The sequence below is a fragment of the Streptomyces sp. NPDC059008 genome (assembly GCF_042749045.1).
Classification (GTDB): domain Bacteria; phylum Actinomycetota; class Actinomycetes; order Streptomycetales; family Streptomycetaceae; genus Streptomyces.
The window spans coordinates 227,706-240,989 of sequence record NZ_JBHYJC010000005.1 but is presented as its reverse complement, the minus strand read 5'-3'; the positions used below and the strand labels follow the sequence as shown (position 1 = coordinate 240,989).

Genomic DNA, 13,284 nt, shown 5'->3' with positions numbered 1-13,284 from the left:
CCGGTGGTGCACACGGTCGGCCGTGACCACAACCGGGTGTCCGCCGTTTCTCACTGCTTACGGGTGAACCACGAAGCCACGCCCTCGCGGTGACCGGGACTGGACGATCGCGACCGTTATCGTCAGCTCTTGTGTCGTTGAGCTGTGCGTTTGTGAACCTCAAACCCGGCGTCGGAAAGACGACGAGTGCGGTGTGGCTGGCCCATGCCCTTCACGAGTCGGGTCTGTCGCCGCTCCTGGTCGACGGTGACCCGGCCGCTTCCGCGCTGCGCTGGAGCGAGCTGGCCGGTGGCTTTCCGTTTCCGGTGATCGCCCTGCCGGTGGGGGACGTCCACCGTCGCGTGAACGACTTCCTCGGCAACCGGCAGGCCGTCGTACTCGATGCGCCCCAGTTGGAGGACCATCCCCGCATCGCCCGCAGCATCATGAGGTACGCCGGCGAGTGGATCGTGCCGGTGACCCCCGCCCCCATCGAACTGGACCGGATGGCACCCATCCACGGCGAGATGGCGGACGTGCAGTCCCTGCGTGCCGAACCGGCCCGCACGGCGGTCCTGCTCAATCGCACCAACCGTCCCGATGCCACGCGCACCGGGCCCGACGCCGACGCTCGCGAGGCACTCACCGAGCGGGGATTCGAAGTGCTGGACACCCAGATCGCGCGGCTCGACCTGTACGCCCAGTCGTTCGGGAGCCCGGTTCAGGCCAAGGGCTCGGCGTACATGGACTTCGCGGAGGAACTGATCAAGCGTCAGGATGAGGTATGAGCCAGCGCAAGGACAACTACCGCGCGGCATTGCAGCGCGGGCAGGACGTCTCCGCACCCCGGCCCGCCAAGGTCACCACGCTGCAGAACAGATACATCCGGGTGACCTTCGAGGTGGATCCCGACCTCCAAGGCGATCTGGTGCGATGGGTGGGACGGCCGGTCTCCTCGGTCGTGCTCGCCGGCACGGGCGTCCTGCGTACCCTGGCCGCCACCGTGGGCAGGGTGTCTCGGACCGGAGGCTAGGTCGGTTCGGCCCCCCGCACGGACCTGGTCGGGCGCCCTGCCGGGCCCTTTGCCGCGGACTCGGCCTCCGGTAGCGCCGGGTGGTCGGGCGGGTGGAGCCCGGCCGCGAAGTCGTCCACCACTTCGCCCGGAAGCCGGCGCAGGCACGGCCGGTCGCGCGGGGCGCGCTGCTGTTCCACGCCTGTATCCCCGTGCCTGAGACCGGTCGGCGCCTCTCTCCGACCGACCGGTCCGCCGCCACGAAGGGCCGCGTTCGCCGTCGACCAACCGGGCAAGCCGGGGTCGGCAGGGCGTAGCGCCGCACCAGGGGCGCATCGGTACAGCTCGGGCCCGGCGAGGGGGTGGGGTGGGCCGGATATCGCCGCCCCAGTAGGGTGCCGCCATCTGGGGGGCGGCGACCGGAGGAAACGGACAACCGCATGGACTACTGCGTGGGATGCGGGAGCCATCTCGACGGGGCGGAGGTGTGCCCGACGTGTGGCCGTGCCCACGGTGGCCCGGCCACCGGGTACCCCCCGTCACGGCCGCACCCCCTCTACCGGAGCGGCGTCCTGCCGATGCCCGAGCCGCCGGCCTACGGGCACACGGGCACGTACGGGTACGACGGGAGCCTCGAGGCCCCGCACACCTACGAGCAGACGCAGGCGTACGAGCCCCTGGAGTCCTACGAGGCGGGGCCCTTTCCCGAACAGGGCGGCCGGCCCGACGGACCCGGCCCGACCGACGGAGACCTCGACCCCGGCCCGGCCACCGGCTTCGAGGCGGCTGCCGGTCCCGATGACGGCGACGAGGCGTACGCCTCCCACCGGACATCGACGACGCGCCGCCGCGGCAAGGGCCCGCGCCGGGCGCGACGCCGCAAGGGCGGCAAGACCAAGCTGGCCCTCGGCGTCGTGGGCGGGGTCGTACTGGTCGGCGTCGTCGCGACAGGTCTGTCGGGGGAACTGCTGCCCACTGCTCCGACTCAGGGAGGGCACACGGAGTCGCAGGCGTCGCCCACGCCGGTCGACGCGTCCGGCACCGCGCAGCCCGTACCGAGCCGGACCGCGGGAGAGCAGGCCCGCCCGTCGCACACCGCGAAGCCCTCGGCCCCGGCATCGGACGTCGCCGACTCCCACTCCGCGGTTCCCGCATCCGCGACCACGGCATCGTCCGTCGCCACCCGGCCCACCGCCGAGGAGCCGCCCCGGCCGGCGCCGTCACCCACGAACGCGGGGTCGGACCCGACGCCCGCACCACGCCCCACCCGGCCGCGGACCTGCGTCCTCTTCTGGTGTTCCTAGGCGATCGGCCGCCGAGGGCCGCACCCCGACGTGAGGTGCGGCCCTCGGCGTGTGTGCTTATGAAGGCCAGCCGCCGTAGGGGACGGTGAGGAGCTCCATGGCGTGGCCCGCCGGGTCCATGAAGTACACGCCGCGGCCCCCGTCGTTGTGGTTGATCGTGCCGGGCTGCTTCTGCTGCGGGTCGGCGTAGTGCTCGATGCCGCGCCGACTGATCTGCGCGTACGCCGCGTCGAACTCCTCCTCGGAGATCAGGAAGGCGTAGTGCTGCGGGGTGATCCTGTCCGCGGGGATCGTGGCGAAGTCCAGTGTGACGCCGTTGCTCAGGTCGACGGCGATGAACGGGCCCCACTCGGCGGTGATCTCAAGGCCCAACAGGCCCGCGAAGAACTCCGCGGACTCCCGGTTGTCCCGGGCATGGACGATCGTGTGGTTCAACTCAACTGACAAGGAATGCCTCCGTGGGCATCTCCCGACACCTCCATGCCTCGCCCAGCCGGCGACCGACACGCGATGTCGCCATCGATCCTACTCGTCGTCGTCTCCGCGGTGAGTCGGTGGTAGGCGGTCGGCCATGCGGGCCGAGGAGCGGCGGCAGCTGCCGTGAGGTGCGGGCCGGGGTGGCCACGGGGACGACCGCGACCGGCGTCTCGCGGTCACCCGCCCGACCACCGCGCCCCGCGGAATCGATGAAACAGAGGTTTCTGGTCAGCTTTGCCTTGCATGTGTCCAGGTGTGTCTCTCATGTGCGATATCTTCTACGGCGTTCCCTCGTGACGGAACGTCGGATGCGACGACGGCACGACGCCGGGAGGGCAGTACTCACGCCCCCCGCGGAACGACATCGAGAACCGGTACGTGACGCACGGGCGCCTCTCTGCGCCCTCGTCACAGCTTCGCCGTGCCGGCAGACCCCTACCGCTACCGTCCGCACCACCTAGGCAGAGGCCGCATGTCCGTTCATCCGTTAGCGCACCTCATACGTCACGCCCGCGATCACTCTCCCTTCTACTCCGATCTCTACGCGGCGCTCCCGCCGGCCGTGACGGACCTCACCGCGCTGCCCGTCGTGGACCAGGACTCCTACTGGGCGGCCAACACCGTCCAGGGCAACCGCGTTCTGACCGGCCCGCTGACGGAGGCGGTCGTCTACAAGACCGGCGGAACCACCGGCGCGCCGAAGTTCTCGTACTACAGCCGTGAGGAGTGGCGGGAGTTCGTCACCGCCTTCGGCCAGGGCCTCGTGGACGCCGGGCTGCGTCCGGGCCACCGGGTGGCGGACCTGTTCTACGCCGGGGATTTGTACGCCAGCTTCCTCTTCGTCCTGGACTCGCTGGCCCACGCGCCCGTCGCCAACGTCCGCCTCCCCATCGGCGGGGCCGCTCCTGTGGAGACCACCGTCCCCGCGCTGGAGGACTTCCGGGCGCAGGTGGTGGCGGGCACTCCGACCACGCTGTGCCGGCTCGCCGCGCACCTGGTGGCCACGGGCCGTCAGCTGCCCGCGGTGGAGCTGCTGTTCTTCGGCGGCGAGCCGCTCTTCGCCGACCAGCGGCCCCTGCTGTCCGCCGCGTTCCCCAACGCCGAACCGCGGTCGCTGGGTTATGCGAGCGTCGACGCCGGCCTCCTCGGTCGTCCCGTCCCCGGGCCGGACCCGCGCGTGCATCGCACCTTCACCCCGCACACCGCCTTGGAGATCCTCGACGAGACGACCGGGGAGCCCATTCGGGAGACCGGCCGACCGGGGCGCGTCGTGGTGACCCAGCTCTACCGCCGCCTCATGCCCGTCCTGCGCTACCCCGCCGGAGACCGCGCCGAGTGGACGGACCCCGAGGCCGGCTGCTTCCGCATCCTGGGCCGGGCCGACGAAGGGGTGCGTGTGGGACCCGTGTCGCTGTCCGCGCAGGACGCGCAGGACGCCGTCGCCGAGGCGGATTCCGGCGGGCGCATCGTGGGCACCCAGCTCGTGGTGCGGCGCTGGGAGGGCCGCGACGGGCTCGTGCTGCGCCTGGTCACGGCGCCCGGTGACGACGGCCGGGAGCTCACGGCCCTGGGCCGTACGGTCGTCGACGGGATGAACCGGGCCCGGCCGCTGTACCCGGAGAGCGTGGCCGCCGGGCACGTCCACCCGCTCACCGTCGAGTGGGCACACCACGCCGACCTGGTGGTCAATCCCCGCTCGGGCAAGCTGGTCCGCGTGGTCGACGAGAGGCCGACCGCGTGACCGCCACCACCGTGAGGCAGCGGCGCAGGCTGCCGCTCGTCCTGCGCAACCGTGCCTTCGGCGCGGTCTGGCTGGGCCAGGTGCTGACCCAGGCCGCCGTACGCATGTTCCAGGTCGGTGTGGCCTGGTGGCTGGTGGCGTACGCGGTCGGCGCCGGGAGGGGGCTGGCGTCGGGCCTGTTCATGGCCGTCAGCACGCTGCCGGCCGTGGCGCTGGCGCCCGTGGTCGCCCGGGCCGTGGCCGGTCTCTCGCACCGGTCGGTGTTGCGCACGGCCGCGGCGACGGCCGGTGCCGCCGTCCTGCTGCTGGCCCTGGTGGCGTACGGCAGCGCGCCGCCCGCGGCGGCCGCCTACGCGGCGACGCTGGTGCTGGCCTCGTGCCAGGCGTTCTTCGACCCCTGTCTCACCACGTCCGTTCCCGAACTCGTCGACGACGAGGACATCGAGGCCGCCACCGGGTTCGAGCTGTCCACGCAGTCGCTGGCGAGCCTGGGCGGTGCGCTGCTGGGCGCGCTGGTCGTGGACGCGGCCGGCGTGGCCGGGCTGGCCATCGGCTGTGCGGCCGCCTACCTGGTCGCCGCGCTCCTCGTCACGACGGTCCGCTTCCGCCCGGCCGTCGTCCAGGAGCCGCGGGAGCCGCAGGAGCCGCAGGAGTCGCAGGAGCCACAGGACGGCGCGGCGGCCGGCGTCGGCACGGCGCGCGGATTGCGCGAGGTGCTGGCCGGGCTGCCGGCCATCCGGAAGATCCTGCTCTGCTTCACCGCGGCCAACCTGTTCACCACGGCCGTCTTCGTGGTCATCCCGCTCTACACCAAGTCGGAGCTCGGGGGCGGCGGTTCCACCGTGGCGCTGCTGGAAGCGGGGCTGGGCACGGGCACGCTGCTCGGCTCGATCACCGGCGCCCGGGTGCCCGGCCGACCCACGCGTGTGGGGGCCGGTCTGCTGGCCGTGATGGCAGCGGCGTTCGCCGTGGCGTACCTGGTGGCCGGGCGGTTCGTCCTGGCGGGCTGCCTGGTGGTGGCCGGCTGGTGCGTGGGCGTCATCGGCGTGCGCTTCGTCGCACTGTTCCAACGGCTCGTCCCGCCCGCGGACAAGCCCGGCTTCTTCGCCGTCATGCAGGCCGTGCTCGGCGCGTCCTTTCCCGTCGCCTCGCTGCTGTTCGGTCTGCTCGGCGACCACCTTCCGGCGCGGACGCTGTGCCTGGTCCAGGCCGCGGGGCTGGTGCCCGCGGCGATCGCGCTGGCGCTGCTGCGCGGGCCGGGCGCGGACGGCCGGGAGCACGGGCAGTCCGGAGCGCACCGGCAGTCCGGAGCGCACCGGCAGTCCCACCCGTCCGATCCGTCCCCCGAGTTCGTGGCCACCGGAGGAGAACGATGACCGCCGTGATCGTCCCCGCGTCGCCGGCCGACATCGCCGAGCTGCGCCAGCTCTACTACGCCGTCTACGGGCCGCACTACCCCGGTGCTCTGGGCACCGACCCCGCCGAGATGTCGCGGCTCATCGGCGACCCGGACACGCTCTGGCTGGTCGCGCGCTGCCCGGACACCGGCGCCCTCATCGCGTCGGCCGCGATCCACGGCGAGCCCGGCGGCCGGGTGGGCCGGCTGGAGGGCCTGGCCGTGCACCCCGGTCACCGGGCCGGCGGGCTGGCCTCGGCGCTCACCGACGAGCTGTGCCGGCGCACGCTGGGGACCCGTCGACTGGACTCGGTGTACGCCACCGTCCGTACCGTCGGCGCCGGTCCGCAGCGTGTCGTCGCCCGCAACGGCTTCAGGCCGCTGGGCCTGCTGGCCAACGCCGTGGACCTCAGCAGCCGTGAAAGCCTCGCGCTCTACGCGCGTCACTCCGCGGGCGTGCTCGACCGCCGCATCCCCGTCGCCGAGGTGCCCGCCCCGTTGGCCCCGCTGCTCCGTGCCGCCGAACGCAGCCTGGGCATCGACTACGGACTCACCCGCACGACCGCACCGCGCCCCGTGCCGGCCCGCCCGGCCGCTCCGGCCGACCGGCTGGAGATGATCGAGGCACCCGGCTTCGTCCGCCGCCGCTTCCGCGACCGGTTCCCCGGCGCCGAGCGCTGGTTCTACCCACTGCACCTGCCCAACACCCTGCTCGTGCCCGACGACGACGGCTTCGAGGTGTACGCCTACCTCAACCGGGCCGGGCGCTACTGCTCCCTGGTCGCCGCGCACCCCGAACCGGAAGCGGCGGCCGCCTGGCTGGAGCCCATCCACCGGGTCCTGACCAGGGCCGGTGCCGGTTACGTCGAGGCGCTGCTGCCGCTGGCGCGGCACGACCTGCTGTCGACGTTCCTCGCACAGGGCTTCATCCCCAGCGCGCTCTACCCGGCGATGCGCCCCGAGCCCGACGGCGACGGCCGCCACGACTACGTGGTGATGTCGCGGACCGCCGAACAGATCGATTTCCGCGGTGTGGTCGCCGACGGCCCCCTGCAGCCCTACCTGGACGCCTACCTGTCGGCCTGGGCGTCTGCCTATCTGCCCCCATTCGAGGTTGCCTCATGACCGTGAGCGGTTCCCCCGTCGCCAATCCCCACCTCGCCCCCGTCGAGGTCCCCGACCCCACCCTGCTGCCGCGGGTCCAGGAGCTGTGCGATCTCACCGATCCGTACACCTGCGGCCCCCGGCAGGACGAGCTGTTCGCCGCGGCCATGGCGGAGATCAACGCATGGCACGCGGACCGCTCCCCGTTCTTCCGCTCGCTGGTGGAGCGGGCCGACCGGGGGGCAGCCGAGGCCTACGGCGCTCCTCTCGTGCACGCCAACTTCTTCAAGCGGCACGAGGTGCTCTCGATCCCCCGGGACGAGGTGGAGTTGCATCTGACCTCCTCGGGCACCACCGGCCAGAAGTCGCAGATGTTCTTCGACCGTTGGAGCATCCGCGCGGCCCAGCGCATGGTCGCCCGCATCTTCGAGCGCAACGGCTGGATCACTCCCGACCAAGACGTCAACTACCTGCTCTACAGCTACGAGCCCGCCCCCGGCCTGAAGCTGGGCACCGCCTTCACCGACAACTACCTGTGCGACTTCGCGCCCGCCCGGCAGGTGGAGTACGCGCTGCGGCACACCGGCAGCGGCCACGAGTTCGACCCGTTCGGCACCGTCGCGGCGCTACGGCGGTTCGCCCTGGACGACGTACCGGTGCGCATCCTGGGCTTTCCCGCCTTCCTCTGGTTCACTCTGGAGCGGATGCGCGCCATGGAACTCCCGCCGCTCACCCTCCCGGAGGGCTCCCTGATCGTCCTCGGCGGTGGCTGGAAGGGCCACACCGACCGGCAGATCGGCAAGGAGGAGCTGTACGCCCGCGTCACCGAGCAGTTGGGTGTGCCGTCGGAACGGATCCGCGACACCTTCGGCTCGGTCGAGCACTGCGTTCCCTACATCGAATGCGACCACCACCGGCTGCACGCCCCCGTGTGGTCACGGGTGTCCGTCCGCTCGACCCGCACGCTGGAGCCGCTGCCGCACGGCGAGCCCGGTTTCCTGCACCTGGTCTCCCCGTACATCACCTCCGTGCCCGCGCAGAGCGTCGTCATGGGGGACCTGGCGACCCTGCAGCCGGGCCGGGAGTGCCCGTGCGACCTGGACACCCCCTGGTTCACCGTCCTCGGCCGGGCCGGAGTGAGCCGCAACCGAAGCTGTGCGGTGGCCGCCGCAGAACTGATGAAGGGACTGTCGTGACGACCCCCACCGCAGAGCACCAGCATTACTGGCAGGGCGCGTTCGTCGGCGACGAGGAGGCGGGCCGCCGCCTGGCGACCCTGGCCGACACCGTCGAAGCCGTCCTCGCCACCCCGATCGACACCGCGGCCGTGCTGTCCGCGTGCGACGCGCTGGCCACCGCCCTGCTCGACCCCGCGCACCCGACGCGTCTGCGCCTGGCCGCACAGCTGCCCGCCGGCGAGGACGAGGGCGTGCTCGGCGAACTGGGCCTTGCCCTCACCCGCGCCGAGCTGACCGGCAAACTCCGTCGCGAACTGGGCGGCACGGCGCCCCAGCGGCTGACCCGGCCCGACGCGAAGGAGACCGTCTACGAGGCGTGGGCGCCGGTGGGTCTGGTCGCCCACATCGCGCCCGGCAACGCCGCGACCGTCGCCCCGCTCAGCGTCGTCGAGGGACTGCTCGCCGGCAACGTCAACGTGCTCAAGACCAGCTCCGGCGACCCGCTGTTCGCCCAGTACGTCCTGGCCGAACTGGCCGCGCTGGACCCCACGGGAGCCATCGGCGAGCGCGTGATCGTCCTTCGCTTCCCCTCGTCGCGGCAGGAGTGGCTGCGCATGATGTGCGCACCCGCGGACGCGGTCGCGGTGTGGGGTGGAGAGGCGGCCGTCGCGGGCGTCGCCGCGCACGTACCGCCCGGTTGCCGCCTGGTGGAGTGGGGCCACAGGATCTCCTTCGCCTATCTGGCGCGCGCCGCCTGGCACGACGACCAGGCGCTCGCGGCGCTGGCCGCCGACGTCTGCGCGCACGAGCAACAGGCCTGCTCCAGCCCGCAGGTGGTCTACCTCGACACCGACGACGAGGAGGAGGTCTTCGCGTTCGCCGAGCGCTTCGCCGGCGTGCTCGCCGCGGCGCCCGCCCCGGCCGCCGACGCGCCCGGCATCGCCGAGGAGGCGGAGGTCACCACCACCGAGCTGATCGCCCGGCTGGAGGAACACCTCGGACTCACCCGCGTACACGCGGCGGCCGACGGCTCCTGGCGCGTGATCGCCGACACCCGGCCGGCGCTCACCGCGTCCCCGCTCCACCGGAGCCTCTGGGTCAAGCCGCTGCCGCGCAAGCGCGCCCTGGCCGCGCTGCGGCCGATGCGCCGCTACCTGCAGACGGCCGGCGTGGCCGGCGATCGCACCGACGTCGCCGAACTCTCCCACCTGGTGCTGACCGCCGGCGCGACGCGGGTCACGCCACTGGGCGGGATGCTGTCGGGCTACTCCGGCGAACCGCACGACGGGGTGTACGCGCTGCAGCGCTACAGCCGCCGCGTCGCGGTGCGGGCCGACGAGCGGTTCGCCACCGTCGCCTGCCTCGACGACCTGGTACGCCCGGTGCCGCCGCCCGCGCACAGCGGACCACTGCGCGACAAGGCCGCGGTGCAGGAACTGAACGAGCAGGTCTCCCGGGCCGACGCCGAGCTGTACTTCCGCAGCGGCGGCTCCACCGGCACCCCCGCGCTGTCGCTGTTCACCTACGAGGACTACGACGCGCAGATGCACGCCGCCGCCCGCGGCCTGCTGGCAGCCGGTTACGACCCGCGCCGCGACCGGACCGCCAACCTCTTCTACTGCGGCGGCATGTACGGCGGGTTCATCAGCTTCTTCTCCATACTGGAGCGGCTGGGCGGCGTGCAGATACCGCTGGCGGCCGGACCCGACCACCTGGCGACGGCGCGGGCGCTGGTGGAGTGCGAGGTCGACACGCTGTTCGGCATGCCCTCGTACCTGTGGCAGCTGCTGCACGACCAGAGCGACCTGCTGCGCGCCTACGGCGGGATCCGCCGGATCTTCTACGGCGGCGAGCACTTCACCGCCGAGCAACGGCGGGTGCTCGTGGAGGACTTCGGCATCGAGACGGTCCGCTCGCTCACCTACGGCAGTACGGACCTGGGCCCGCTGGGCTACCAGTGCACCGAGAGCACCGGGGGCGTGCACCACCTCCACGCCGATCTGCACGCCCTGGAGATCCTCGACGTCGACGAGGACCGCCCGGTGCCCCACGGCGAGACCGGCCGGCTGGTGTTCGCCACGCGTGCGCGGCGGGGGCAGGACCTGGGCCGGTACGTCATCGGCGACCTCGGCCGCGCCGTACCGGGCCCCTGTCCCTGCGGCAACCGCGCCCCGCGCTTCGAACTGATGGGGCGGCTCGGGGAAGTGATGAGGGTGGCGACGTACTTCCTCAACTACCGCCGCTTCGTCACGCTCGCCGAGGAGTCCCTGGGCCACCGCGGCGAGACGCAGATCGTGCTCGCCCACGACGGGCTGCGGGAGCACCTCACCGTCCGTCTGGAGCGGGCCGGCGGCGAGCCGCGCGCCCTGCGGGCCCGCGAGGTGTTCCTGGCCGGCTACCCCGAGCTGCGGACGGCCGTCGCCGAGGGGCTGCTGGAGCTGGAGGTGACGGAGACGGACCGCGCCGACCTCGAACGGACCCCCGGCACCGGCAAGCTGCGGAGCGTGGTGGACACCCGTCAGCAGCCGATCACGGCTCCTGACTGAGTTCGCCGGACCGGGGACACGAGCGAACGCCGCGCGGGCCACGGTGAGTTACCGCCGTACCGGTCCCGGTAGGCATAATCGGGTGACCGTGCCGGGCAGCGGCGTTCGCTCGTGTTCCGGAATCCGGGTGCGTTTCTACGGGGGGACGGTGGAGAGCGGAGACCGTCGGCGGATGCCGACCTACGACGCGTTCATCAGCTACAACGCCAGGGACCTGGCCGTGGTGCACCGGCTCGCCGAGATGCTCCACGACGAGGGCTTCCAGGTCTTCCTCGACGACTGGTGCCTGGTGGCGGGGGAGCCGTGGCAGGAGCGGCAGAACGAGGCGCTGGCCAACAGCCCCTGCTGTCTTGCGATGTGCGGCCCGCACGGCCTGGGACCGTGGCAGAACGAGGAGGTGCGGCTCGCGGTCAACGCCCGGGTCAGCGGCCGCTCCATGCGGGTGATACCCGTGCTGCTCCCGGACGCCCCGGATTCGGCCCTGGAGCATCTGGACTTCCTGGACCGGTTCACCTACTGCGACTTCCGCGGCGGGCTGGACCAGCCCCGTGCGTTCACCCGGCTCCGTGCCGGAATCCGCGGCGAGGCACCCGGACCGCCGGAACCCGCGGCGGCGGCGTTACCGGGCGGAGCGCACGACGCGGAGTACCGATCGGGCTTCAACGCCCCTGCCGGCGGCTGGCGCAGAAGCTCCGTCGTGGCGGCGGCCCGCGCCGCGGCGACGGCGGGTGGCGCCCCGGTGGTGCTGTGCGGACTTCCCGGCATCGGCAAGACGCATGTGCTGTGCGACACGGCGGACGACCTCCGCGTCGGCCGGACCGTCCTGGCCCTGTCCGGGGGAGGGACCACCGCTGCCGAGCCCCGTTTCCTCGTGGACGAGGTCAACGACCGGCTGGACCGTGCGTTCGGCCGGGGACTGGCACGCGAGGAGCTGTACCTGCGCGACTGGCCGGACGCGCTCGCGGCGCTGCTGGCGCGGGTCGCGGACGAGCCGCTTCTGGTGCTGTTGGACGACCTCGGCACGGATCATGTCGGAAGCACGATTCTGCGGTCCTTCGCCGGTCTTCGTGACTGCCTGGTCCTGGCCACCGCCCAGGAGCACTTCGCGGACGCCGCCGAGGCCCGGCACATCCTCGTGCCGCCGATGTCCCGCGCCGAAGGCACCGACTTCATCGCCCATGTGGCGCAGAGCGCGCAGCTTCCGGTGGACCCGGCGGAGCTCGCCAGGCAGCTGCCGGGCGATGTGCTCTCACATCCGCTCGCCCTGCGCACCTTCCTGGCGCACACCGCCTACGTGCCCGCGGCGCTGCTGGTCCGCCCCGACCTGCCCTCCGATGTGCGCTCCGCACGGAAACTCGTGGCCACCGCGGTCGCCCGGCTCCCGGAGGTGCACCGCAAGGCCCTCGCGTACGCCGCGGTGCTCGACGGGGTGCCGCCGGCGGACCTCCTCTCGGCCGGGATGGCCCTCCCGCCGTGGTTCACGACCTCGCTGTCCGATCTGGTGCCGCGCTGCCTCGTCGTCCATGTCGCCGGCGGCATCGAGGTGCCCCAGCTCGTGATGCAGGCGCTGGACGATGTGGACCCGACGGCCCGCCGGGCCGCCCTGCACGACATCCTCGCCGAACTGGCGGGGCCGGCGGCCGAGGCGGAGAGCGAGGTGCTGGCGTCGCTCGCGGGCGTGCTGGCCCCCGTGGCCCTGGTGTCGGTGGAGACGGGGGAGTGGCGGGCGCTTCGCGACGCCGTCCCCGACCGGGTGCTCGACCGGCTCAACGCACGCGGCTTCTGGAAGGAGTACGTCCTGCTCACCAAGGCACTCATCGAGGCGGCCGACGGCCTCGGGGACGAAGCGGACCGGGTCCGCCTCCGGGTCCGCCTGTCCCGCAAGATCGCCCAGCTCGGCGACACCAGGTCCGCCTGGCAGTTGGCGCGCGAGTGCGAGTCGGTGCCGGGTGCCGCCGACTCACCCGCCCTGCGCGCCGAGCTGGCGGGGCAGCGGGCCTTCCTGTCCTATCTGCAGGAGGACGACCGCTCGACGCTGCACGAGCTGGGCGTCTGCGTCGACCTGCGCACCCGCGCGGGCGACACCGCGGGCCTGCTGATCGCCCACAAGCTGGAGGGCAACGTCCATCTGCGCCGCGGGAGGTACGGGGAGGCCGCCGCGGCCTACCGCACCGCCCTGGCGGTGGGCGGCGACACCGCCGACGCCCGGCACCGCCTCGACACGGAGGCGAGCCTGGCGATGTGCGAGGCGCGCCTCGGCTCACCCGAATCAGCGGTGCGGCATCTGGAGCGCACGGTGCACGAGATGCGCGCCCGGTCCCTGACCATCGACCTGCCGCGTGCGCTGCACGGACTCGCCCTCGTCTACGAGCGGCTGGGGCTGCCGGCCCGGGCACTGGAGTCGGTTCGGCAGGCCGCCGCGACACCGGCCCGGGACCCCGCGGTGCGCAAGGCGGTCGACCGGATGCTGTGGCGGTTGGAGAACCTCCAGCAGGTGACCCGGCTCGCGGGGGACGGGCGGAAGGCAGAGGGCGAGCCGCGGTGATC

Annotated in this window: 10 protein-coding genes; 9 read left to right on the top strand and 1 reads right to left on the bottom strand. The window is 72.9% G+C overall.

The genetic code is table 11. The annotated features are described in order from the left end of the window. Positions 1-152 precede the first annotated feature (152 nt). The 3 genes from ACFWZH_RS10185 (at position 153) to ACFWZH_RS10175 (ending at position 2,295) form a co-directional block, all read left to right on the top strand. Positions 153-767 (top strand): hypothetical protein, encoded by a 615-nt coding sequence (locus ACFWZH_RS10185; protein ID WP_384427679.1) that lies wholly within the window; start codon positions 153-155, stop codon positions 765-767. Next, positions 764-1,012, top strand: coding sequence for a hypothetical protein (locus ACFWZH_RS10180; protein ID WP_384427677.1), 249 nt, complete (start codon positions 764-766; stop codon positions 1,010-1,012). Before ACFWZH_RS10185 ends, ACFWZH_RS10180 begins: the two co-directional genes overlap by 4 nt. 557 nt (positions 1,013-1,569) lie before the next feature. Beyond that, positions 1,570-2,295: a hypothetical protein gene (locus tag ACFWZH_RS10175; RefSeq protein WP_384427675.1), complete on the top strand. Its 726-nt coding sequence runs from the start codon at positions 1,570-1,572 to the stop codon at positions 2,293-2,295. Between the two features lie 57 nt (positions 2,296-2,352). Here ACFWZH_RS10175 and ACFWZH_RS10170 read toward each other — a convergent pair whose 3' ends face one another. After that, positions 2,353-2,742, bottom strand: a complete 390-nt coding sequence (locus tag ACFWZH_RS10170; RefSeq protein WP_384427673.1) for a VOC family protein — start codon at positions 2,740-2,742, stop codon at positions 2,353-2,355. A gap of 502 nt (positions 2,743-3,244) precedes the next feature. On the opposite strand from ACFWZH_RS10170, the gene ACFWZH_RS10165 reads away from it, so the two are divergent. From ACFWZH_RS10165 to ACFWZH_RS10140, 6 genes are all read left to right on the top strand, one after another. After that, complete coding sequence (locus tag ACFWZH_RS10165) at positions 3,245-4,513, top strand: phenylacetate--CoA ligase family protein (protein ID WP_384427671.1); 1,269 nt, start codon at positions 3,245-3,247, stop codon at positions 4,511-4,513. Beyond that, a complete protein-coding gene (locus ACFWZH_RS10160) occupies positions 4,510-5,889 on the top strand; it encodes an MFS transporter (RefSeq protein ID WP_384427669.1) in 1,380 nt (459 codons plus the stop codon). The genes ACFWZH_RS10165 and ACFWZH_RS10160 overlap by 4 nt, the downstream gene beginning before the upstream one ends. Further along, a complete protein-coding gene (locus ACFWZH_RS10155) occupies positions 5,886-7,034 on the top strand; it encodes a GNAT family N-acetyltransferase (protein WP_384427667.1) in 1,149 nt (382 codons plus the stop codon). Before ACFWZH_RS10160 ends, ACFWZH_RS10155 begins: the two co-directional genes overlap by 4 nt. After that, a complete protein-coding gene (locus tag ACFWZH_RS10150; protein WP_384427665.1) occupies positions 7,031-8,209 on the top strand; it encodes an acyl-protein synthase in 1,179 nt (392 codons plus the stop codon). Before ACFWZH_RS10155 ends, ACFWZH_RS10150 begins: the two co-directional genes overlap by 4 nt. Beyond that, positions 8,206-10,737, top strand: coding sequence for an acyl-CoA reductase (locus ACFWZH_RS10145; protein ID WP_384427663.1), 2,532 nt, complete (start codon positions 8,206-8,208; stop codon positions 10,735-10,737). The genes ACFWZH_RS10150 and ACFWZH_RS10145 overlap by 4 nt, the downstream gene beginning before the upstream one ends. 172 nt (positions 10,738-10,909) lie before the next feature. After that, on the top strand, positions 10,910-13,282 hold the full coding sequence (locus tag ACFWZH_RS10140) for a TIR domain-containing protein (RefSeq protein WP_384427662.1): 2,373 nt from the start codon (positions 10,910-10,912) through the stop codon (positions 13,280-13,282). Positions 13,283-13,284 lie beyond the last annotated feature (2 nt).